This is a genomic window from Chitinophaga sp. Ak27 (assembly GCF_012726295.1).
Classification (GTDB): domain Bacteria; phylum Bacteroidota; class Bacteroidia; order Chitinophagales; family Chitinophagaceae; genus Chitinophaga.
In genome coordinates this window covers 913,954-937,724 of the sequence record NZ_JABAOB010000001.1, presented here as the reverse complement: position 1 = coordinate 937,724, position 23,771 = coordinate 913,954, and the positions used below count along the sequence as shown (strand labels likewise).

At 46.8% G+C, this 23,771-nt stretch carries 21 protein-coding genes; 11 read left to right on the top strand and 10 right to left on the bottom strand.

Annotated features, from left to right (window positions below):
• Nucleotides 1-16: 16 nt before the first annotated feature.
• Together HGH90_RS03715 and HGH90_RS03710 are read left to right on the top strand one after the other, a co-directional pair.
• Nucleotides 17-1,468, top strand: coding sequence for a NuoM family protein (locus HGH90_RS03715; RefSeq protein ID WP_168763651.1), 1,452 nt, complete (start codon nucleotides 17-19; stop codon nucleotides 1,466-1,468).
• Nucleotides 1,455-2,894, top strand: a complete 1,440-nt coding sequence (locus HGH90_RS03710) for an NADH-quinone oxidoreductase subunit N (RefSeq protein WP_168763650.1) — start codon at nucleotides 1,455-1,457, stop codon at nucleotides 2,892-2,894. Before HGH90_RS03715 ends, HGH90_RS03710 begins: the two co-directional genes overlap by 14 nt.
• Here HGH90_RS03710 and HGH90_RS03705 read toward each other — a convergent pair whose 3' ends face one another.
• The 3 genes from HGH90_RS03705 to HGH90_RS03695 form a co-directional block, all read right to left on the bottom strand.
• Nucleotides 2,895-5,336, bottom strand: a complete 2,442-nt coding sequence (locus HGH90_RS03705) for a TonB-dependent receptor (RefSeq protein ID WP_169190423.1) — start codon at nucleotides 5,334-5,336, stop codon at nucleotides 2,895-2,897.
• Between the two features lie 68 nt (nucleotides 5,337-5,404).
• Complete coding sequence (locus HGH90_RS03700; protein ID WP_168763648.1) at nucleotides 5,405-5,686, bottom strand: hypothetical protein; 282 nt, start codon at nucleotides 5,684-5,686, stop codon at nucleotides 5,405-5,407.
• A gap of 74 nt (nucleotides 5,687-5,760) precedes the next feature.
• Nucleotides 5,761-7,029, bottom strand: a complete 1,269-nt coding sequence (locus HGH90_RS03695) for an aspartate kinase (protein WP_168763647.1) — start codon at nucleotides 7,027-7,029, stop codon at nucleotides 5,761-5,763.
• Nucleotides 7,030-7,168: 139 nt separating this feature from the next.
• On the opposite strand from HGH90_RS03695, the gene fbp reads away from it, so the two are divergent.
• The 5 genes from fbp to HGH90_RS03670 all read left to right on the top strand — a co-directional run bounded on the left by fbp (nucleotide 7,169) and on the right by HGH90_RS03670 (nucleotide 10,817).
• Nucleotides 7,169-8,179 carry a class 1 fructose-bisphosphatase gene (gene fbp / locus HGH90_RS03690; protein ID WP_168763646.1) on the top strand — a complete coding sequence of 337 codons (1,011 nt, stop codon included), beginning with the start codon at nucleotides 7,169-7,171 and terminating at the stop codon, nucleotides 8,177-8,179.
• Nucleotides 8,180-8,338: 159 nt separating this feature from the next.
• Nucleotides 8,339-8,827: a CAP domain-containing protein gene (locus HGH90_RS03685; protein ID WP_211092939.1), complete on the top strand. Its 489-nt coding sequence runs from the start codon at nucleotides 8,339-8,341 to the stop codon at nucleotides 8,825-8,827.
• A 124-nt stretch (nucleotides 8,828-8,951) separates the two neighbouring features.
• Nucleotides 8,952-9,716, top strand: a complete 765-nt coding sequence (locus tag HGH90_RS03680) for an ABC transporter ATP-binding protein (protein ID WP_168763645.1) — start codon at nucleotides 8,952-8,954, stop codon at nucleotides 9,714-9,716.
• Entirely contained in the window at nucleotides 9,717-10,247 is a 531-nt protein-coding gene (locus tag HGH90_RS03675) for a YfiT family bacillithiol transferase (protein ID WP_168763644.1), read from the top strand.
• A gap of 18 nt (nucleotides 10,248-10,265) precedes the next feature.
• Nucleotides 10,266-10,817 (top strand): NUDIX hydrolase, encoded by a 552-nt coding sequence (locus HGH90_RS03670; protein ID WP_248276962.1) that lies wholly within the window; start codon nucleotides 10,266-10,268, stop codon nucleotides 10,815-10,817.
• Nucleotides 10,818-10,819: 2 nt separating this feature from the next.
• On the opposite strand, the gene HGH90_RS03665 is transcribed toward HGH90_RS03670, so the two are convergent.
• From HGH90_RS03665 to HGH90_RS03655, 3 genes are all read right to left on the bottom strand, one after another.
• Entirely contained in the window at nucleotides 10,820-12,109 is a 1,290-nt protein-coding gene (locus tag HGH90_RS03665; RefSeq protein WP_247679852.1) for a bifunctional folylpolyglutamate synthase/dihydrofolate synthase, read from the bottom strand.
• Between the two features lies 1 nt (nucleotide 12,110).
• A complete protein-coding gene (locus HGH90_RS03660) occupies nucleotides 12,111-13,586 on the bottom strand; it encodes a DUF5723 family protein (RefSeq protein ID WP_169190422.1) in 1,476 nt (491 codons plus the stop codon).
• A gap of 164 nt (nucleotides 13,587-13,750) precedes the next feature.
• On the bottom strand, nucleotides 13,751-14,641 hold the full coding sequence (locus HGH90_RS03655) for a hypothetical protein (RefSeq protein ID WP_168763642.1): 891 nt from the start codon (nucleotides 14,639-14,641) through the stop codon (nucleotides 13,751-13,753).
• Between the two features lie 142 nt (nucleotides 14,642-14,783).
• Here HGH90_RS03655 and HGH90_RS03650 point away from each other — a divergent pair, with 142 nt between their 5' ends.
• Nucleotides 14,784-16,019, top strand: coding sequence for an MDR family MFS transporter (locus tag HGH90_RS03650; RefSeq protein ID WP_169190421.1), 1,236 nt, complete (start codon nucleotides 14,784-14,786; stop codon nucleotides 16,017-16,019).
• A 26-nt stretch (nucleotides 16,020-16,045) separates the two neighbouring features.
• Here HGH90_RS03650 and HGH90_RS03645 read toward each other — a convergent pair whose 3' ends face one another.
• On the bottom strand, nucleotides 16,046-16,471 hold the full coding sequence (locus tag HGH90_RS03645) for a hypothetical protein (RefSeq protein WP_168763640.1): 426 nt from the start codon (nucleotides 16,469-16,471) through the stop codon (nucleotides 16,046-16,048).
• Between the two features lie 170 nt (nucleotides 16,472-16,641).
• Here HGH90_RS03645 and HGH90_RS03640 point away from each other — a divergent pair, with 170 nt between their 5' ends.
• The gene (locus HGH90_RS03640; protein ID WP_168763639.1) at nucleotides 16,642-17,529 is read left to right on the top strand and encodes an AraC family transcriptional regulator; all 888 of its coding nucleotides are present in this window, start codon (nucleotides 16,642-16,644) and stop codon (nucleotides 17,527-17,529) included.
• Between the two features lie 57 nt (nucleotides 17,530-17,586).
• On the opposite strand, the gene HGH90_RS03635 is transcribed toward HGH90_RS03640, so the two are convergent.
• Genes HGH90_RS03635 through HGH90_RS03625 form a run of 3 tightly spaced genes read right to left on the bottom strand, consistent with a single transcriptional unit; the run spans nucleotide 17,587 to nucleotide 20,546 of the window.
• Entirely contained in the window at nucleotides 17,587-18,882 is a 1,296-nt protein-coding gene (locus tag HGH90_RS03635; protein WP_169190420.1) for a radical SAM protein, read from the bottom strand.
• Between the two features lie 16 nt (nucleotides 18,883-18,898).
• A complete protein-coding gene (locus tag HGH90_RS03630; RefSeq protein ID WP_168763637.1) occupies nucleotides 18,899-19,486 on the bottom strand; it encodes a hypothetical protein in 588 nt (195 codons plus the stop codon).
• A 16-nt stretch (nucleotides 19,487-19,502) separates the two neighbouring features.
• Entirely contained in the window at nucleotides 19,503-20,546 is a 1,044-nt protein-coding gene (locus HGH90_RS03625) for an agmatinase family protein (RefSeq protein ID WP_168763636.1), read from the bottom strand.
• Nucleotides 20,547-20,779: 233 nt separating this feature from the next.
• Between HGH90_RS03625 and HGH90_RS03620 the strand changes: the two genes are divergently transcribed.
• Together HGH90_RS03620 and ccsA are read left to right on the top strand one after the other, a co-directional pair.
• Nucleotides 20,780-21,178, top strand: coding sequence for a cytochrome c maturation protein CcmE (locus HGH90_RS03620; protein ID WP_169190419.1), 399 nt, complete (start codon nucleotides 20,780-20,782; stop codon nucleotides 21,176-21,178).
• Nucleotides 21,179-21,285: 107 nt separating this feature from the next.
• Nucleotides 21,286-23,766 carry a cytochrome c biogenesis protein CcsA gene (gene ccsA, locus HGH90_RS03615; protein WP_168763635.1) on the top strand — a complete coding sequence of 827 codons (2,481 nt, stop codon included), beginning with the start codon at nucleotides 21,286-21,288 and terminating at the stop codon, nucleotides 23,764-23,766.
• The last annotated feature ends 5 nt before the right edge of the window (nucleotides 23,767-23,771 follow it).

Below are 23,771 nucleotides of genomic sequence, written 5' to 3'. Positions count from 1 at the left end.
GAATAAACGAAAAAATATGATCCTGCTGGTGCTATTAATCGTTCTTTTTGCTGCTGCCCTGCTATCCTGGATAGCGGGGGCAAAAAGCCATGCAGCGTGCCGTTGGATAGCGCTCTGCAGCTTGTTGTTTAACCTGGGGATAGTGATCCGTATCTGGCTGGCGCACACTGCCATCTCCGGTCGCTGGTGGTACCAGTATAAGATAGACTGGGTGCCACATTTTGGCATCAGCCTGCACCTGGCCATGGACGGCCTCAGCCTGCTGATGCTGGCCCTTACTTTTTTCCTGGGAGCACTGGCTGTGCTCATTTCCTGGAAGGAGCTGCAAACACGGGTGGGGTTCTTTCATTTCAACCTATTGTTTGTACTCTGCGGCATCACCGGTGTTTTCCTTACCATGGACCTGTTCCTCTTTTATTTTTTCTGGGAAATGATGTTGATACCGATGTACTTTTTGATAGGGATATGGGGGCATGAACACCGGGAATATGCGGCCAACAAGTTTTTCCTGTTTACCCAGGCCGGGGGGCTGCTGATGTTGCTGGCCATACTGGGACTCTATTTTGTACATGCAGCTAACACTAACGTATATACGTTTAATTATTTCGAATTGCTAAATACGCCCATGGAAGGGACTACCGCACGCTGGCTGATGTTAGGATTCCTGGTAGCCTTTTTAGTTAAGCTCCCGGCAGTGCCTTTCCATACCTGGTTGCCGGATGCGCATACAGAGGCGCCTACTGCCGGTAGTGTAGTGCTGGCCGGATTGTTATTGAAGACTGGCGCCTACGGTATCCTCAGGTTTGTATTGCCTCTGTTTCCTGCGGCGGCGGCGGAAATAGCGCCGCTGGCCATGCTGCTTGGAGTAGCGGGCATTTTGTACGGAGGCATGCTGGCATTTGCACAAACAGACCTCAAACGATTGATTGCCTATACCAGCGTGAGCCATATGGGATTTGTGCTGCTCGGGGCATTCGCCTTTAATGAAATAGCCTACCAGGGCGTGGTGATGCAAATGATCACCCATGGCATCAGCACGGGGGCGCTGTTCATCATTGCCGGCGCTTTGTATGAGCGGATCCACACCCGCAACCTGTGGCAAATGGGAGGACTCTGGCTACGGATGCCTTTAATGGGTAGTGCCGCTTTGATCTTTGTGATGGCCTCTCTGGGATTGCCGGGCCTGGGCAACTTCATCGCCGAATTCCTGATTCTATTGGGTAGCTGGCCTGCCAGCCACTTGTTCACGATCCTGGCTACGATAGGGCTGGTGATTGCTACCGCCTATTCCTTGCGGCTGATGCAAAAAGTTTTTTTAGGTCCCTGCGACCGGCAATACGCTATGCGGGATCTTAACGGGCGTGAATTGGTAATCATCATATCATTGGTTATTGTTATCTGCTGGCTGGGCTTTCATCCGCAGCCGGTTCTCAACACCACTCAAAACACCGCTTATGTCATTCGTTGATTTCTTAAGCCTTGGTCCCCTGATCACACTTTGCGCGGCGTCGGTTATCGCGATGCTGTTGGTGGCCATCTGGCGCAATCACCGCATTGTATATAGCTTTGCCATTATTGCATTTTTGATGTCGATGACGGCGGTGATACCTGCTATTATATACATTCCTCACCCAGTACCTCCTTTATTGGTAATCGATGAATTTTCATTATTCAATACAGGGTTAATCCTGACGGCTGGGTTGATCATCCTGTTGCTGTCATTTAACTATTTTGAAGAAAGGGAGGAGCGTAAGGAAGAGTATTACCTACTACTGATACTGGCCACTATCGGGGCACTGGTACTGGTAGTAAGCCGGCATTTTATGTCGCTGTTCCTGGGGTTGGAAATACTGAGTATCAGCCTATATGGATTAATTGCGTACTTGCGCGCCCGCGCACGCTCCGATGAGGCGGGCATTAAATACCTGATGTTGGCGGCACTATCATCGGCCTTCCTGTTGTTTGGAATGGCGCTGGTATACGCTTTTACCGGGCATATGGATTTCCCGGGGATTGGTGCCGCGCTGCGACAGGCGGGATATTTGCCGGTAAGCGTTATGGCTGGCTTCGGGATGATGCTGATAGGAGTAGGATTCAAGCTGGGCGTGGTGCCCTTCCACATGTGGGCGCCGGATGTATATGAAGGAGCGCCGTTGCCCGTAGCAGCCTTTATTGCTACCATTTCCAAAGGAGCTATGTTGGTATTGCTGATCCGCTTTTACCAGGATATACAGGGCAACAATTATCCGATGTTGTGGTGGATGGTGGCTATTATAGCAGTGGCGTCTATGTTTGCCGGCAACTGGCTGGCCCTTACGCAACAAAATATTAAGCGTATCCTGGCTTACTCGTCTATTGCACATATGGGTTATATCCTGGTGGCATTTTTGTCGGGCGTGCAAACGGGGCTGGAGGCATTGGCATTTTACCTGGTAGCCTATTTTATTACCAGCATAGGCGCTTTTGGCGTAGTGATTGTAATGTCGAGCAGCCTGCAGGATGCAGAAACGATGGCGGATTACAAAGGGCTGTTCTGGCGTTATCCATGGGTGGCCACGGTGTTTACTGCGATGTTGTTGTCACTGGCTGGTATTCCATTGACAGCAGGGTTTATTGGTAAGTTTTACGTGGTAATGGCCGGAGTGAACGGGCATCAATGGTTCCTGCTATTTATGCTGGCCATCAACAGCGTGATTGGACTATATTATTACATCCGCCTGGTAGCCACCATGTTTGCAGTTCCTGCACCGGGACAGCAAACAACGGTAGTACCGGCGTTGCCTATAGCAGGGAATATCACCCTGGGTATTTTAACGGTATTGTTGATTGGGCTGGGCGTGTATCCCACCGCCATGATGCAGCTGATACAGCAAATGATGCGCATTTTAAGCTGATCATCCTGCCCTGTTCTGTTCATCAGCGGTGCCTGTTTTTCTTTCCCGCGCTGCCTTGATGCTGGCATTGCCGAATTTATAGCTGAAAAAGAGATTAAAGGTTCTGAACTGCCAGGTATTGAAGATGCCCAGGTTCAGGTTTTTGAATTCTGCGACGCCGCGATAGCTTTCATTCCGCAGGATGTTATTATAACTTGCTTTTACCGTCAGCTTCTTATCCAGGAACAATTTCTGTATTCCCAGGTTCAGGTTATATTGACTATACCCCCTGAACATACCGAAGATAAAAGGAGAGTTGTAGTATCCCATCACTTCCATCTTCATATCATGCGGCAGTGTGATAGTATTGGTGCTGCTTACATATGCATGAAAATTATACCGGCTGTAAGGCTCATTGGTGGAAGGATCTTCAAATTTGTACTTGTTGTAGGAAAACTCTACGTTGTTATCACTGCTCCACCATTTGGTGACCTGTACCGGGATGGTAAATATCAGGCCGTAGAAATCGGTCTTGTCGTAGTTTCGCTCGGTACTGATAGAGGCTTTGGTACTATCGTCCTGGGTAATAAACTCCTCCATCATATCTTTTATCCGGCTATACCGGAAGGTAGCAATATACTTGTCTTTCAGGGTGTACGATAGTTCGGCTATATTGCTGTACTGTGGCCGCAGGTAAGGATTTCCCCTGAAATAAGTGTATTTGTCGAGATAAAACATAAATGGATTTAACTGCCCATAACCCGGACGTTCTATCCTGCGGGATAAAGCCAGGCTGAGTTTATTTTTATCATCCAATTTTTGCTCGATCCCAATGTTGGGGAAGAAATCGGTGTAGGACCGTTTTACATAGGTGTCGGTAGTAAAAGAGCGCCCGGCCGAGCGGGTATTTTCCACCCTCAGTCCCAATTGAACGCTCGTTTTTTGTATCTGCTTTTTAAAGCTGGCATAGGCGGCATAAATATCTTCCTGGTAATTAAAACGATCACTTTGTGAGAGGGACGGCTTGTAAGCGCCCTGCATCAGGGAATCAAATCGCAGGTCATTGGTGGTAGTAACGAAGCTCACCTTGGCGCCTGCTTCCAGTTTCCCCGACGGGCCTAGAGGCCAGCTGAGATCCGCTTTCAGGCTTTTAATGATTACCTGGGTATTACCGTTGGTGCGAATACTATTGGGGTTACGGCTCGTATTGGAATGGGTATCATACAGACTGTCATTTAGCTGCATCAGGCGGTGATTGTTAAACTGGGCATAGTCTGCATCAAAGCTGATTTCCCGTCCGCCTACGGTATCCAGTACCCCTTTGTAATTGAGGTTGAGGGCTATGTTATCGAATTTATTGTTGTTGGTGGTAAGGCTGTGGATGATGGAATCCGGTGTCATGTTTTGTTTGCCGAGAAACGCATCACTGAAAATTTGGTTACTGAAGGCGTTTTTATAGCCATTGGCCAGTATCCCGATGGTGTGTTTTTCAGTGAGGAAATAATCCAGTCCCACTTTCAGGTAGTTATTTTTAAAGCGGTTGCGCTGGAAAATGCTCTGATCAAGGGAAGTAATGCTGCCATCGGTTTCCTGGAACAGCCGGTCATATTTGCGGGTAACCATCCGGGGATAGTCGCCCTGGTCGAAGTCGCCGAAGAGGTTAAACTTTTCGGTTCTCCAGTTAATATTCCCTGATACGCCATAGCGGCCGTATTTAGACTGGGTAAGGGTAGTGTTGATGGCACCGTTGATACCTGTCAGTTTTCCTTTTTTAGTTTTAATGTTGATGATCCCCCCGTTACCGGCCGCATCATATTTGGCAGAAGGGCTGGTCAGTATTTCTATCGTGGCAATGCTTTCTCCCGGGGTAGTTTTTAGGAGGTTCGTGAGTTGTTCCCCGCTCAGGTAGGTCAATTTGCCATCTATCATTACCGTTACGCTCTGGCCTTTCAGGGTTACATTTTCATTATTGTCTATCTGTACGCCCGGTGCCCTGCGGAGCAGGTCCAGGGCGGTATTGCCGGCGGCGCTTACACTGTTTTCGATATTCATCACAGTTTTACCGGCGGCGGTTTCGATCAGGGGCTTTTGTGCCGTCACATTTACGGCCTGAAGGTTTTTACCCAATGGCGGCAATAATACATTGCCCAGGGCAATGGCTTTATGGGTGGCATCTACCTGGAATGGTTTCGTATAGGTAGTGGTATATCCCACCTGGGAGGCCTGGATGAAATAGTGTCCATGAGACACTTGTTGAATGGTGCAGCTGCCGTTTTCAGCGCTCATTTCTCCTTTAACAAGGGCGGAGTCTTTCACCTTGCGTAGTATCACGCTGGTAAAGGGGAGCGGTTTCCCGCTATTGTCTGTTATTGTCAGTGTAATCTTTCCTGTGATGGGTTGTTGTGCGAACATAGGGGCTACGCAGCAAAAAAGCATTCCCAGGGCGACGATGATTTTTTTCATACGATCGTTTCCGTTGTTAATTTCTCAAAAGCTATTTCCTGAATATTGGGTCGGGTCCTTACAATCTACTATTTGCTAATTTTTAATTGATCTTCGTAATACTGCAATGCCATTTTCAGCACACTTTGTATTTGTCCAAGGGGCATTTGTGCATTATCATTTGCTACACATGATTGGGTATTAGCAGTACAGGAAGAGGGAGCCTGGAAGCTTCCCAGGGTGATCAGGTAGACAGGAAGTTCATCCGGGTTTTTGGCCGAAAGGTGGCCATGGCTTGCTATTTTCCCTCCAAATGCCAACAACAGCATCGCTAAGGAACTCAGACATAAAAGAATAGCAACTTTTTTCATACCACATTTTTACTAAAGACGGACAGGTACGAAAAAAGTTGCATGAGGAAGGGAAATAATTTAACTGGATAAATTTATTTTTTCCAGAGGCGCTGTATAGTGGCGGGTGAGCGTTGTTCCAACAGGATGGTATGCCCATCGCTCAGTTCCTCCAGAAGGCTGGCCTGGTAATAACGCACCGTCAGTAGTTCCAGCCCTTCATTATAAACGATTTTGAATTGCTGGTGCAGGGTTTTTATCAGCAGCTCTATTTTTTCCGGGTTATTGTCGATACAGCAGGAGAAATTAATAGCTCCATTTTGCATCAGGTTGATTTTTACCTTCAATCCGTGGAAGATTTCATAAATATCGCTGATCTTATCTTCTGTAATAAAGGAATAATCTTTAGAGGTAATGTTTAGTAAAACCTGGTTTTTCTTCAGAACGATAATAGGAGGGAGCTGCTTTACGTCGGCAGTTTCCTTGATAACGGTACCTGGAAGGTTTTTATCCAGGAAACATTTTACCAGCAAAGGAATTTGTTTGTTCTGAAGCGGTTTAATGGTTTTTGGGTGTATCACCTGGGCGCCATAATACGCCATTTCTATCACCTCGCCGTAACTGATTTCCGGGATATTTACGGTATTGGGGAACAGTTTTGGGTCGGCATTTTTTAAGCCTTCCACGTCTTTCCAGATGGTCTGGCTTTCTGCATCGAGCATATTGGCAAAAACGGCGGCGGAATAATCGCTGCCTTCCCTGCCCAGGGTAACGCTTTCATTTTGGTCAGTACTACCTATGAAGCCCTGAGCAATGACGATGTTGGTGCTGTTGAACAGCGGAGCTACTTTTTCGGTCACCTGGCGTTGTGTATACGTCCAGTCAATGTTGGCATCCCGGAAGTTGTCGTCCGTACGGAATACATCCCTTACGTCCACCCAGGTATTCGTGAGCCCTATGCTATTGAAAAACGCGCTGACAATGGAGGTACTGAGCAACTCACCCAAACCTACCAGTTGGTCGTAATAATAGTCATAAGTCCGCATGGGCTTTTCTCCGAGTGTCCATTCGGCTTCGGTAAAGAATTGTTGCAGCTGTGTAAAAAGGGGGTGCTGGCGATTGCCTAACAGCGCCTCTGCCACATTGAGGTGATGCTGTTCAATGTTAAACAACAATTGGGCAGCAATTTCCCTTTTGCGGAGGAAAAAGTTTTCTGCCACTTTTTCCAGCTCATTGGTCGTTTTTGCCATCGCAGAAATAACGATGAGGAGCTTTTCGTCCGGAAATGACTGTACGATTTGTGCCACCTGGCGGATACGTTCAACACTTTCTAAACTTGCGCCACCAAACTTGAAAACCTTCATATGAGAGTTTATATTCTATTAAAAAATTATTTGGCAAAGTAAGACAAGTTTAGAATTGTTTTAAAATCTGTTTACAGATAAATGACAGTTCTCTTAAAATAGTGGCATTTCCGTTAATTTCGTGACAGAACCTAACGTTATGAATCTTAAGCAAAAAGTTATGACCCTGGATGAGTTTACCATTCAGGAGTTGCGTAATTACCCGGGCGCAACAGGGCAATTATCCGGTTTACTACGGGATATTGGTTTGGCGGCTAAGCGGGTGAATGTAGAGGTAAATAAGGCGGGTATTGCCGATATCCTGGGGGAAGCCGGTAAAACCAATGTACAGGGGGAATCGGTAAAGAAACTCGATGAATTTGCCAATGAACAATTCATTAACTCATTAGAAACCAGCATCTCTTGCTGCGGTGTAGCGTCCGAGGAAAATGAAAACTTCATTGCCTTCAAAGATGAGCACTCCAAAAAGTCTAAATACGTGGTGCTCATGGATCCCCTGGATGGTTCCAGTAATATTGACGTCAATGTATCTATCGGTACCATTTTCTCTGTATATCGCCGGCTAACCCCGGAAGGTACAGCATGTGAACTGGAGGACTTTCTTCAACCCGGCACCCGGCAGATTGCCGCAGGTTATATCATCTACGGCTCTTCCACGATGATGGTGTATGCCACCCGGCGTAGTGTACAGGGGTTTACCCTCGACCCTTCTATCGGGGAATTCTGCCTGTCGCACCCGAATCTTAAATGCCCTCCGGAAAGCGACATCTTCTCCGTAAATATAGGCTACTACCATCTTTATGAAGCCAAGATCCGCAAATCAATTGATCACTTTATGGCCAGGAACGAAAACGACCGCATTTACCGCCATCGTTTTGTAGGCTGTATGGTGGCTGAAATACACCGTACCCTGATACAGGGGGGGATTTTTATGTACCCCGCCTTTGGGAAATGGGCATCCGGCCGTTTACGGCTGTGTTATGAATGTAACCCCATGTCATTTATCATGGAAAAGGCGGGCGGAGTGGCCATGGCCAACGGTAAACAACGCCTGCTGGAGCTGAAACCAGCGCAACTGCACCAACGCATACCTATTTTTATCGGGTCCAAAAATATGATGGATACCTGGCAGCATATTGTTAACGAATAGGAGAAAGATTTTTATAAAAACGGTGTGGAATGAATACAAAATATTCATTTCACACCGTTTTTAATTTTTGGTATAACACTTGCTAAACCCCCGGCTAATTTATTAGTCTTATTAACTACCATTCATTATTTATTTTTAATTATTAACCATTTTAGTTCTATGTCGATTTTGAAGAACCAACGGATCTTTTTACTGTTTGTAGCCATGCTGGCTTTCTTCCAGGTAAATGCGTGCTCACGTGTTACCAGCCACCAGGGCGACCATAACGGGGAAGGTAGCATGGATGAACAAATCCTCTACTACACCAACAAGTTCCGTCAATCCAAAGGTCTGAAGCCCCTGCAACTCGACGAAACCATCAGTCAGCAGGCCCGCCGCCACAGCCGCGATATGGCCAACGGCAGCACAGGGTTCGGACATGAAGGATTCGAGGACCGCGTGGCCAACGTGTCCAGAAAGATGGGCCGCGTAAGCAGCGCTGCTGAAAATGTAGCCTATGGTACCCTCGATGCCGAAGCTGTAGTAAACGGCTGGATCAAAAGCCCCGGCCATCGCAGGAATATGCTGGGCGACTACACCCTGATCGGCATAGGTACGGCAGATAAAGGCCGGATAACGTTCTTTACGCAAGTCTTTATTAAGCAATAGAGCAAAAAGCGGAAAGCAAAAAGCTAACGTAGAGAAGAACTTAGCGAGTATTTAAAATTTGCTTTAATCATTCTCCACAATAGCTAAAGCTTTCTGCTTTCCGCTTTTTTCGTATTTTGGCCCCATGGAAAAGAAAAAGATCATCGAAGTAAACAACCTCGTGAAAAAATACGGGGAGTTTATGGCGGTAAAAGGAATCAGCTTTGAGGTGTATGAAGGCGAGATCTTTGGCCTGCTGGGCCCTAACGGCGCCGGAAAATCCACTACCCTGGAAATTATTGAAACCCTGCGCGATAAGACCGAGGGAAAGGTAGTTGTTGGAGGATACGACCTCGACAAAGACCCAAACGAAATCAAAAAAATCATTGGCGTACAACTGCAAAGTTCAGGATATTACCCGGGACTGAACCTGGTAGAACTTATTGAAATGTTCGGAGGGCTGTATAACCAACCTGTAGAGCCCATGAAGCTGCTGGGTATGTTTAACCTGGAAGATAAGGCGAAGGCAAAGTTCAAGGAGCTTTCCGGCGGGCAAAAGCAACGCTTTTCCATTGCTACCACCCTGATCAACAAGCCACAGATCATATTCCTCGACGAGCCTACCACGGGGTTGGACCCCCAGGCCAGGCGCAATCTCTGGGATCTTATCCAACAGGTACGCAACCAGGGTACCACCGTAGTTATCACCACCCACTATATGGATGAGGCAGAATTCCTCTGCGATCGCTGCGCCATTGTTGATAGCGGCCGCATCATCGCCATCAATTCGCCGGATGCACTCATCGATAACCTGGTATCTTCCGGTTTTGAAAGAAGGAAAGAAGTGAAGAAAGCGAACCTCGAAGACGTATTTATTCATCTCACTGGTAAAGACCTCCGGGAGGAATAGATGATGGAAGCACTCAAATATCCAATTGGCCGCTTTGAGCCACTACCGGCCTATACACCCGCCATGTTGCAGGGCTTTATAAAAGATATTCACTACCTGCCACAGCTGATAGAAATTGCGGTACAACACCTCGACGAATACCAGCTGCAAACGCCTTATCGCCCCGAAGGGTGGACGGTAGCACAGGTAGTACATCACCTGGCCGACAGCCATATGAATGGGTATACCCGCATGAAGCTGGCCCTCACGGAGGATAAGCCGGTGATCAAGCCATATGAGGAGGGCGACTGGGCACTATTGCCAGATGTAGCCGCTACCCCCATCAATGTTTCCATCACGCTGCTCCATGCCCTGCATACCCGCTGGACCAACCTCATGGAACACCTGGCGGAAGCCGACTGGGAAAGGACTTTTATACATCCGGCCAACGGCACCCAACACAATCTCAAAACACATGCGGCTAATTATGCCTGGCATGGAAAACACCATCTGGAGCATATTCTGCGCCTGAAAGAAAGGATGGATTGGTAACGTACTGATATGATGACTATGGACTGGAAATTACTTTCTTCAAAATACCTTTTTAAAGACGCCTGGCTCACCGCCCGGGCAGATAAATGTGAAACTCCGCTGGGTAAAATTGTAGAGCCTTATTATGTACTGGAATATAATAACTGGGTAAATGGAGTGGCCATCCGCGAAGATGGACAGGTGATCATGATCCGTCAATACCGCCATGGCATCGGCCAAACATTGCTGGAAATCCCCGGAGGTACGATGGATCCTTCAGATCCTTCTCCTTTATTTGCGATGCAACGGGAAATGCTGGAAGAAACCGGGTATGAGTTCAAAGAATGGGTAGAACTGGGTACCATTGCGCCTAACACCGCATCCAGCAACAATTACACCTATATGTTCCTGGCTACCGGTGGGGTAAAAGTACAGGAACAGCAACTGGACCACAATGAAGAAATAGAAGTGGTGACAATGCCTATTGGCGAGCTGCAGCAACTCCTGCTCGACAACAAAATAGTACACAGCCTGCATACTACCTGTATCTTCTATGCGCTGCTGCACCTGGGCAAAATGGGCATGAAGTAACGTTACATCACTTCTGCCACTACAAAAAAGCTTCCACAAACCAGTATCATATCATCCGTTTTGGCATGTTGCCGCGCTGCTTGTAAGGCCGCCTGCACGGAAGGGAAGGCATGGCCCTGTAAGCCGCTTTCAGCGCCCATTTCTGCCAACGCTACTTCATCCAGCGCACGGGGAATCTGCGCTTTGCAGAAATAGTAATGTGCGGTAGCAGGAAACAAAGGCAGTACTTTTTCCACTTCCTTGTCTTTTACAAATCCCACTACGATATGTAACTGCTGGTAATTGACATGCCCCAGTTGTTCCACGATTTCTTTTATACCGGCTTCATTATGGCCTACATCTAATACTGTCAAAGGATGTTGTTGAATAACATCCCAGCGTCCTCTCAGGCCAGTGAGTTTTTTTACATGGGAAAGTGCCGTGCTTACGTGCTCCCAGGTAATATGCCAGCCTTGTTGTTGCAATAACTTTACGGCCGACAACACACCCATCACATTTTTTTCCTGGTATTGTCCGTTCAGGTCGAGCTGAAACTTCCGCATTTGCTGCTGCTGCCGGTCCATCAGCATCAGGCTGAGGTGATGTCCTTCAATAGCACTGGAAGACTCCATCCATTCCTGGTCGGCAAAGTGAATAGGGGCCTGTTTCGATTGTGCGGTAGTAATAAATACTTCCTGTACTTCAGGTTGGGTTTCACTGATCACTACGGGTACACCCGGTTTTATTATACCTGCTTTTTCCGCTGCAATTTCCGGGAGGGTATCTCCCAGCATATTTTTGTGGTCATAGCTGATATTGGTAATCAGCGACAGTTCTGGTATAATCACGTTGGTGCTGTCCAGCCGCCCGCCAAGTCCCACTTCAATGATGGCGATATCCACTGCTTCCTGTTTAAAATATTGGAAAGCCATGGCTACTGTCAGCTCAAAAAAGGAAGGTGCAATATCGGTAATATGCCCGCGCATATCTTCTGTAAAACGCACCACAAAATCTTCGGGTACCATGGCGCCATTTATCCGGATACGCTCCCGGAAATCCAGTAAATGCGGAGATGTATACAGTCCTGTTTTATAGCCCGCCTGCTGAAAGATCGCTGCCAGCATGTGACTGGTAGAGCCTTTCCCATTGGTGCCGGCTACATGTATAGTTTTGAAAGCGTGTTGTGGCTGTTGAAGCTGCTCCAATAACGCCAGCGTGTTGTGCAAATCCGTTTTAAAGGCACTGGCGCCCACTCTGGTAAACATGGGCAACTGTGCATATAGATAATCCAGCGTTTCTTTATAAGAGGCCATATTAATTATTATTAACCGGGCAGCCAACCTGGCGTTTACGCATCTGGAAGATGCCTCCACCATTGCCATCGCCCCGTTTAAACATGCTTGAGTTTAAACGCAAAGCTACGAAAGCCTCTCCATGATCGATATGCTTTTCAAGCAGGTTGGTAAAAATTGTGCCCGAGCCAATCACCAGGGGACCAATGCGAATGGCGGCGCCTACATCGGCCTGGCCATTGTGATTAATGGTGAGTGGGAGATAAGCACCAAACAGGTAGCTTTCATATCTCGGTGTGATATTAAACTGGGTAAGCGCATAGGTTTTGGTAATGTCGCGCTGCCCTGCTGTAAGCGCTATCACTGCCTGAGCGCTCACAAAAAAACGGCCGTCTATATTGTAATCGCCCATTAAGTTGAGCGCAGTAGGTAAGGTCATGCTGAAGGTAGAATCAGTGGCCAATGGGGTAAAGTAGTTATTCAGCCGCCGGGCATATTGCTGCAGACTTTCATTCTTTTTATACTGCAAATCATTAGGTACTACATGGTCTTTTACCAGGTTCAAATCAGTATTGATAGCGCCCTTATTGTATTTAATGCGACCAATATCAGTAATGGAAACGCCTATACGAAATTGATAGTCATCCACATCGGAACCTTCATATTCGCCAAAGCCGCCATTATCCGCGCGATATTCGTAGATCACGCCGATATCAGCGCCAATCCCGGCATTTTGAAATAGATGCAGGTTTTTCTGCGCAGGCGATTGCCAATCGTCCAGCTCTTTATTGTAACCGTAATACATGGTACCACTGGTAATGGTGCCATCATGGGTATTGTTTAGCCGGAAGTCTACATTTTTTACCGCTGCATACCCGGCGGCCACACCGCTCAACAGTTTCAGGGTAACACCAGCTTTCCAGCGGCCTGTATAGGTTTCCTTGATCACCCGTGCATAGCTGAGTCCCAATTCATGCCAGATGTGAGAAGACACGCCCACCTGCGGAATACTCAGCGCCTTATCCACGAATGCGGGATTGGGGAAATTGACGCCAAAAAAATTAGCAATAGGTGTAGTTACATTACCGCCGTTGCTGCTGCTGCGCATACGCCATACAAAGGAAACTGATTGCTTTTCATCAATTTTGTAAAGTACGGAAGGTAACACTACTTCTGCCATCTCCCAGCCATTTTGCTTTCGGTTGGCGCCCTGGTCAAGGAAGTAATCTCTACCCAGCCGGAAGGTATCAGGCATATGGAACAACACTGATTTGGGCACACTCGCATAGGTATTGCCCGCGTTTACGTCTACGCCAACAATGTTGACGTCCCATTTGTAGCGATAGCCGGCCGCACTGGCGGGGTTGGACAGAACGCCGTGAATACCGGCGTAAGTGCTGTTATTATATCCCGGAAATGTTTGCGCAATAGCGGTAGCCGGCAGCAATAATAGTAAGGCTGCGGCACGGAAAAAGATACGGTCAAGTTTTTCAATCATCGTTGGCGATAAAAAATAGGTTTCTCGAAAACACACACAAACTTTGCGCATATTGATGTTTATAGTCATAGGTAGAGATGTAGGAGCCGGTAAATACGTATTTTTTGCAGTCAGACTTATCAGTCATGCAAATAAACAAGGGTACTCGGTGTCATTATTACAGATTATTCAGCTTTGAAATAGAAGCGTATAGTGCCAAATTGCTCTTCCGGCGCATCCGGATTGGCATTATACTTTAATTGTCCGCTTCTCGCGGCCTTCCTGGCAATCTCGATCAGTTGCGGGTTGCTGATGGTAGACCCCTTCATACTAAAAGTGGCAGATGTCACATTTCCTTGTTGGTCTACTTTTATATTAATGGCTACATAGCCTGTTTCTGTACCGTCGTAGGTTACTTGTGGTCTTCCAATGAGGCTTCTGCCATTCAGGTGAAAATCTGAACGACCACCCCCGAGGCCACCACCCGTATAACCGCCACCGTTGGGATTACCTCCCAGTTGGCCACGGTCGCCGGGCTTGCCGGTATTGCCTTCTCCCGTAGCGTTATTAGACCCGTTGGCTCCATTACCGCTATTGGCGCTGTTACCCGTACCGCCGGAAAATACCGCTTTGGGCTTAGGCGCCGGAGGTGCAGGCTTGGGAGGCGCTTCTGTTGGTTTCTTAACTGGCTTGGTAACAGGTTTGGGCTCTAATTTTTTAGGAATTTCTTTTGGTTTCTCTACAGGCTTTTCTGGCTTCTTAATTTCAGGCGCCTCTTCTTCATCCTGTGTAGCAATATCCTGCTGCGGTTCGCTGTTATCCCTAACGGCAGTGGCTGGGCTCTCAGCAGGCGCCGGTTCCGCCGCTGCAGCGCTGGGAGGATTAGGATTCATGGGTTGTACATCCCCCATTCCCTCATCGGAGGTGCCGAGGTTGACTTCCATGCCCAGGTCCTGGTCTGGCAATGGGGGAGGTGCTGAAAAGCCGGTAAATATGAGCGCTACTAACAGCAACGCATGAACGCCGATAGTAACCCCTAATGCCTGAATATTTTTTTTACCGTTTTTATCCTCCATGATAACCTTATTGAGCGCCTGTTTAGACCAAAGTTAATCTTTTGCGCCAGAAAAAATAATCACTATCCCAAAGATGAATTCCGGATCTTTGCAAAAACTATGCTGTTAATCCTGTTTTTGCTATTTATTTGAGCCAATTTTTATGAACCTTATAAAACAAACCGTTCGACTTTATCAAAACGCCTATACCGGTCTTTCCCCCGCTACCTGGTGGTTGTCGCTCGTGCTGCTGATTAACCGGAGCGGAGCGATGGTAATTCCGTTTATGACCGTTTATCTTACCCAGCACCTGCACTTCAGCATTGCCCAGGCGGGGCTGGTAATGGCCTGCCTTGGCACTGGCGCTATAGTAGGTGCTTTGCTGGGCGGATGGCTGTCAGATAAAATCGGTTTCTACCAGGTACAATTCTGGAGTCTGTTCTCTAACGGATTATTGTTCATTTTATTGGGACAAATGCGCACGTTTGAACAAATTTGTATCTGTGTATTCGTGATGAGCTCTGTAGGAGATGCGTTCCGGCCGGCCAACAGCATTGCCATTGCTGCTTATAGCGCGCCGGAAAACCGGACCCGTTCCTATGCGCTCAACCGCCTGGCCGTTAACCTGGGCTGGTCAGTGGGCCCAGCCATAGGTGGAATACTGGCCAGTTTTAACTATCACCTGCTTTTTTATGTGGATGGAGGCACCTGCCTGGTAGCCGCCCTGTTGATGCGCATTTTCCTGCCCCCTGTTCCGGCGCCACCCAAAGCAGAAAAAGCTGCTGTGAAGCCGGAAGATAAAGTATGGAAAGACCATATTTACCTTTGGTTCCTGTTTTTCGCCACGCTCAGCGCCATTTGTATGTTCCAGTTCACCAGCATGGTACCCCTGTACTATAAAGAAATCATACACATGCAAGAGTGGGCCATCGGGCTTACGATGTCGCTCAATGGCATTATGATCGCCGTGTTGGAAATGGTGACGGTATACCGCCTGGAAGGTACAAAGCCCAACCTGGTATTTATAGCCCGGGGAGCCGTGATGGTATGTACCGCTTACCTGTTATTGTCGGTAATGCCTCCTTTCTGGGCTCTTGCCGCCATATTTATGATGGTTATCACTTTCGGCGAAATGTTTTGTCTCCCGTTTATGAATAGCTTCTGGATTGCCAGAAGCCGCGATCATAACCGTGGTCAGTATGCAGCGCTTTATACAATCTCTTATTCGCTTGCCAATATTGTATCGCCTACTACGGGCGCCTTTGTAGTACAGCATCTTGGATTTAAGCCCTGGTGGGCTATTACAGCGCTGGGATCTTTATTGGCCGGTGGAGGATTTCTCTGGCTGCAAAAAAAACTGGGAGTGGAGAAAACAATACCTGCATCCGGTGTTGTATAACGCGGTGACGGATGCAGGCAAGTACTTTATAAACACTGATAATTGGTAATATTAATATCAAATGGAACAAGACAGTCAGTGGAATAAAACGAAAGCGTTGCGACTTTATTGACCGCCGGCGCGCAAAGATCATTAAGCCCCACATACACTCCCTGAGCTGGTACACTGGAAAACCATACTTTAAAAACATAATCGCCATTCCCCATTTGAGGAAATACATAAGGGAAGGTAGGGTTAGTGATTGTCACAGAGGCTCCGGTGGGCACAAATGTTAGCTGCATACTCGATACCGTTGCAGATGCCTGCTTATAAGCAGTAATAATTGGACTACATCTTTTAACCTTGGCATGGTTACCCTTCTTCTCTTTTTTGGGCGTAGTACCCGGCAAATCAAAACTACTGGCTGTCAGCAATAACAGGAAAAGCGCTGATAAAAAGGAATACTTCTTCATGTGGGTCATTTTTTTAGATGAAACAATGCCTTAATTTAAGTAATTCCGCCTTCGTTACATATTAGAAATTCATCATGAGAAGTAGGCGTTAATGATCCAAAATTGTTCAACACTTTACAATTATTGTCTTCAAATCGGTAATTTTGCAGAAAAACTAGTAAAATTGGTTAATGAAAGTCATTCAATTTACGGTCCCCGTTGCTGAAGAAGGCGCGGTGGTCATACAGGAAGACATTTTGCCCTACTTTTATAACTACCTGCACCGGCACAAAGAGGCCCAGGTAACCCTCATCATCAAAGGGGAGGGAACGCTGATTGCCGGCAATTACACCCAGCCATTCCGGGCGGGAGAGATTTATGTGATTGGTGCTAACCAACCCCATATGTTTAAGGGGGATGCCCGTTATTTTGAAAATTTACAGGAGAAGAATATACACGCCATCCATATCTTTTTTGATCACGAACAGGCGTTACAGGGATTATTTTCCCTGAAGGAAATGGATAGCGTACGGAAATTTTTGCAACTGACGGCCAACAGCCTGCAACTACCGGCCATTCACGAGGAAAAGATGAATGCGGAAATTTTAAAGATTTCCCGCCTCTCCGGCGCAGAAAGACTCCTCGCATTTGTAGGGATGCTGGTATATTTTTCTAAACAGGTGAAGGACTGGAAGTCTTTATCCACCGGCTTTTCCCGCCATTCCTACAGCGAATCGGAAGGGTTGCGCATGAATGATATCTATCAGTACACGCTGGAACATTATGCGGAAAATATTTCGCTCAGCCAGATCGCAGGAGTAGCACATCTTACCACTTATGCATTCTGCAAATACTTTAAGAAACATACCCGTAAAACCTACCTGGAATTCCTGAATGAAATCAGGATCAATGTAGCCTGTAAGAAAATTATTAATGGCGATTTCGATAGCATCGCTGCAGTGGCCTATGCTACAGGGTATAACAATCCTATTACTTTTAACCGGGTGTTCCGTAAGGTGACGGGGATGTCACCGTCTGCCTATGCCAGGCAATACCGCTTTGAAGAAGTGGCGGAATAAAATAGCCTTTGGCAATTGACCGGAAGCATCCGGAAAAATTACCAAAGGCCGTATCTATTAATGGGCAAAATCGCTCATGTAGTCGCCGGTAATACGTTCCATCGGCGGATTGAAATAGCCGAATTTAACGTCCGGGAATTCTTCGTGGATCAGTTCCTGTAACTGCTTTACCCCTAAGCACTCGCCGGTTTCAGTAACGCCCAGCTTGCCCAGGTACCAGTCAGGATCAATATTGAAGTTGCGCCATTGGATCATGTTCAAACCGGTTTCCTTAATCAGTTTGCGCAATGCTTCATACTCATCTGCACTATCGGTCATGCCCGGAAATACAAAGTAGTTGATGGAAGTCCATCCGCCAAATTCACGTACCACCTTCAGGCTCTCTATAATATCATCGAAAGTATAATTGTTAGGACGATAGTAAGGCGTATAATACTTTTCCTGGGCCGAGTTCAAACTTACGCGAATACTGTTCAACCCTGCTTCACACAAGGCTCTTACAGCATCCGGTTTACTGCCGTTGGTGTTGATATTGATACTGCCTTTAGGCGTATGCTTGCGTATTTCAAGGATCGATTCACGGATGGTTTCCCACATCAGTAAAGGCTCTCCTTCGCAACCCTGGCCAAAGCTCACGATCGGGTAAGGGGCTGATTCCAGGTGAGGAACCGTGTATTCCACGATTTCTTCGGCAGTAGGTTTAAAGCGTAACCGGTCCTGCGTAGAAACAATGCTCTCTTCTTCCGGCTGGAAGGAAATACAACCTACGCAATTGGCGTTACACGCGGGAGAAGACGGAATTGGGCATTCCCATCTCCCCATAAAATAATTACGGGCAGCAGGACATTCATAAGTCAACGCACAGTTTTCAGCCAGATGTTGTACCAAGCGGTTATGCGGATATGCTTCCAGTAAGGTTTTTACTCCTTGCTTTACTTTTTTGGCATCAAATCCTGCACATTCCTGGCGGATATCGGCTTCAATACGGGTAGCTGGTACATAGAATTTACCATCCAGCCAGCCTACAGCAGTATAGCAGAACAGCGGCAGGGTAGGCGCGTCGGGCATGGTTTCGTAGGCGGCCAGGTAAAAGCCGGTATGCGCCGGCGGAATAAAGGCGGCTACGGCCCATCCCTTTTCACAAAGCTGCATGTCGCCGGTTTCGGCATTGATGCCAATACCGCGACGGCCAGGCAACTCATACAGATTACCTCCTTCCGGTAATTCAATCCATTCATCCGCTTCTACCGGCCATGCATCCCAGCCACTACGGCCGGTAACATACATGCTGGTATCTTCAAAAATATTTCCTTTACCGTCGGAATATAATATGTAAGGTGTTTGTTTTAACATCGGGTGATTTTATAAATTATTGAACCCTGCTCTGAAAGAACGCATTTAATGCAGCCCTTTGTTCCTGCCCGGGCTCATCCAATACTTCCAGTTGCAAAATCCTGTTGTTCTTATAGTCTATTGTCAGCAGGTCGTTCCGCAAAATTACGTTATTCAGTTCGTTCCAGCCAACCAGCCTTTTAGAAAAGAGGGTAGGGAGCGTAATACCTGTGTTGTCCATCGTTACATAGGAAGGCTGGAATATTTTGTACTCCATCCAGCCTACATAGGCCATACAGCTGCCTACTGCAAATAATAACAGCGCTGTAACCGGGTACAGGTGCGACAGGAAATACAGGCTGCCCGTGAAGCAAATGAAAGCCTCAATCATCCTTGCTACCGTGTTGGCTTCTGTAAACTTTTTAAATTTCTTCATCATAAAAGGGAAGCCAATACAGGCTATTCCTACTACCAGGAAGAAGAATACCAGGAACCAGTTGGGCTGCGGACTACGGTACACGCCAATGGCATTAAACAAAAACAATATGCCGGTGAGGCCATGCATAATCGGTAATAACCGTATTCTGCTGCTGGTATTCGGATGCAGGATGCGCAAACGGTGCATGAATAGAAATGTAAGATTAAGAATTAGAACTGATCAACAGGTTACAGAGCTTAAATAGCACCCGGGCGCCCACATTGGCATCCCACTCGTCATGGGAAGCGCTCACTTCATTCAAGTCGAAGCCAATCAGCTTACGCCCGCTTTCCAATACACGTCTGAAAAGATAATATACCTGTTCTGCTTCAAAACCACCAGCCACCGGTGTGCCGGTATTAGGGCATAACTTCGGATCCAGTCCATCTATGTCAAAGCTGATATATACCTGTTGCGGTAAGGTCTCCACAATGCTATCGCAGATGGCCTTCCAGGTTTCGCCCTCAAATTGTCTTTCTTTGATCTGTTTATCAAAAAAGGTCACTACCCGACCTTCGCTGTTATTGATATAATCTACTTCTTCTTCGCAATAGTCACGGATACCTACCTGCACCAGTTTGCTGAGCTGCGGCACCTCGGCTAATGCGTTAAACATAATAGAAGCGTGCGAATACTGAAAGCCTTCATAAGCATCGCGCAGATCGCAGTGCGCGTCGATTTGCAGGATGCCAAATTCGCCTTTGTTTTCGCCGATGGCCTTGAAAAAGCCCAGGGGCGTGCTGTGGTCGCCACCCACGAGGCCTACCAGTTTACCTTTTTCCAGTAAAGCCTTGGTTTGGTTGTATACCCATTCGTTCATTGCACGGGTGCCATTACCCACATCTACCAGCGTTTTCTTCAGGAATTCGTTTTCGGAAATATCTCCTCCTTCAGTCAGGAATTTCAGGTACAACTCTGCTTCCTTACGCAGGTAATCGCTGCGTAGCAAAAGGTGTTTATCTGGTTCACGCATGTAAAAACCCTGTTTCCAACCATCTTTTACATCCGCATCGTAAAGGTCTACCTGGAAAGAGGCGCGGAAAATATGCTCTGGTCCACGGGCAGTACCGTTATTATACGATACCGTTACTTCCCAGGGAACTGGTAATAATACCAGGCGCGCTTCTTCTTCAGAAAAAGGTAAGCCGAAAACGTTGTTGGACAGCAGGCCAACTGAATTAGGGTCAAATTGAGATAAATCTGCCATGATAAAATCGTACTTTTCTAAATTCGGCGCAAAGATAGGATTATGTTTACTTCCAGCCTTCCTTCTCCTAAAAAGAATTGCCTTTTATATAAAATTTGCCGTAAGAAGGTCATTTTGACTTAATTTTGCCGATCGATCGGAAACAATTAAAGAGAAGCAAAAAGGAAGGAAGTGTAATTGTGTGCTGGTAGTGGGTTTTGCCGCTTATGTCAAATAGGGAAGATAATTTTCATATGAAAAAAACAAATATTATTCTGCTGGTGGTAATTGCCATTGCAATTGGAGTGATCGTCACAATGGTGGGAGATTTCAGTACCTATGAAACTTTCGCAACTGCAAAGGAAAAGGAAGGGAAGGAGTTCCATGTTATTGGTAAGCTCGATACCCTCCAGGCTATGAGCTATGATCCAACAAAAGATGCTAACCTGTTCAGCTTCTATGTACACGATAAAACCGGGGAATCACATAAAGTAGTATTCTACGGAGCTAAACCTACCGACTTTGAAAAAGCAGAGTCTATCGTGCTCACCGGTAAAATGGAAGGCAACGAATTCCATTGCAGCAAAATACTGATGAAATGTCCTTCGAAATATAAGGATGACCAGGTTGTCGTAGGCAATAAACAACTGTAATTTAATTGTTTGAGAGTTTTGCAGGCGATCAGCTCACTTCCCGGAAGTGAGCCGGTGTCGCATGAAAGCTTTCAGATGCCGGAATATTCACATCTCAGAGGAATTTTATGAAGTTTGTAGGGGAACATTTACTGCCAGGCCAGATAGGCCACTTCTTTGCCATACTGGCATTTGTAGCATCCATGGTAGCCACCGTGGCTTATTATAATGTGGTTAAACTAAAGGATCCCGCTTTACAGGAGTCCTGGAAACGACTTGCCCGCTGGTCTTTTATTATACAATCTGCCGCCGTTATCGGGGTTTTTGCTTGTCTATATCATATTCTGTATAATCACTATTTCGAATATAAATATGCCTGGCGCAATACTTCTCGCGACCTGCCTATTCAATATTTACTATCAAGCCTCTGGTCCGACCAGGAAGGAAGCTTCCTCCTCTGGAGCATCTGGAACAGTATCCTGGGTGTGATCCTGATCCGTACATCCAAAAAATGGGAGGCCCCGGTAATGACCACCTTTTCCCTGGCACAACTGATTATGGCCAGTATGCTGCTGGGTATTTTCATCCTGGGCTATAAAGTGGGCAGCAACCCGTTCATGCTCCTCCGCCAGGCAGCTGAAAATCAACAGGCGCCTATATTCCAGACACCTAATTATATGGAGCACATCCATGATGGTAATGGCCTGAACGTAACCCTCCAGAATTACTGGATGGTGATTCACCCGCCGATCCTGTTCTTGGGCTTTGCTTCCATGATTATCCCGTTTGCCTTTGCTTTTGCCGGCATCTGGACCCGCGACTACACCGGTTGGGTAAAGCCAGTACAACCCTGGGCACTCTTTGCCGTGGCGCTCCTGGGCACCGGTATTATGATGGGGGCCGCCTGGGCATATGAATCACTGAACTTTGGCGGTTACTGGGGCTGGGACCCGGTAGAAAATGCCTCGCTGGTGCCCTGGCTCACTATGGTGGCGGGTGTACATACCCTGCTGGCTTATAAATCAACCGGCCACTCACTGAAATCTACCGTATTCTTCTTCTTCATCTCCTATATCCTGATCCTCTACTCTTCTTTCCTGACCAAGAGTGGTATTTTGGGAGATACATCTGTACACTCCTTTACAGATATGGGGATGACCGCCCAACTGCTGTTTGCCATGCTGGTATTCACCATACCATCTATTGCATTGCTGATCATGCGGAGGAAAGAAATTCCAACAGTGCGGAAAGAGGAAAGCAGCTACTCCCGCGAGTTCTGGCTGTTTGTAGGTTCACTGATCCTGCTGATTGCAGGCATCCAGATAACCTTCACTACTTCTATCCCGGTATGGAATAAAATACTCAGCGCCACCGGCTTGAAAACATTGTTTAAAATGAATGACATCGCGCCACCATCGGATGTTATTTTCCACTATAATAAAATCCAGGTATGGATTGCCATTGTACTGGGCGTATTGACCGCCATTGTACAATTCATGAAATACAAAGACACCCCGCGTGGACAGCTGACTAAAAAGTTGGCCGTTCCCACTGTCCTGGCATTGCTGCTGACCGGCCTGGTAGCCTGGAAAGGTACCATCACCTACGATAACTATGGCGCAGGGTTCCTGACAGCTATTTACCTGATGCTCTTTGCCAGCATTTATGCTATAACGGGTAATTTCGTATACATATTCTCCGGGCTGAAAGGCAAACTTAAAAATGCCGGCGCTTCTGTGGCGCATATCGGTTTTGGGATGGTATTACTGGGCGTATTAATCTCCTCATCCAGGATGGAAGTAATTTCCCTGGATAAGATGAGAATGCTGAATGATGGCTTCTTTAGAAAGGAAAGCAAGCAAAATCCGCGCGAAAATATCATGCTGCCGAAAGATGTGCCGGTACAGATGGGTGAGTATCATGTGACCTATGCGGGCGACTCTATCGCACAAGGTGATCCAAAAACTTATTACATTGTGCACTACGAGAAAAAGGATAAACAAACGGGTAATATCCTGGAGAAATTTACCCTCTATCCGGACGCGTTTGTAAACAGGAAGGAAAATGCTATTTCTTCCAATCCTGCGTCCCGTCACTACCTGACCCGCGATATCTTTACCTATGTATCGGCTGCGCCGAACAAGGAAGAAGAAGCAAAAGCGGATACTACCGCATATGTGACGCATGAAATTAAACAAGGCGACTCTATCTTCTTCTCCAAAGGGTTCATGGTACTCAAGGGATTAAATACCAAACCGGAAAGCCGCAACTATATTCCGCAAAACGGAGACCTTGCAGTAGGAGCAGAACTGGAAGTATATACGCAAACAGACGATCACTTTAAATTACAGCCGATTTACTTTATCCGCGACAGCAGCTACCAGTACAGTGTAGAAGACACCCTGGCGCCATTGTCGCTGAACGTAAGGTTCTCTAAGATTTTACCTGCGGAAAATAAGATTGAGCTGAAAGTAAAGGAATCAACTGGCTTCAACGATTACATTGTAATGAAAGCCATGATATTCCCTTATATCAACGTACTGTGGCTGGGCGTAATCATTACGATTATAGGTACCGCCATGAGTATTTTCCAGAGGATAAGAAGATAACCGGA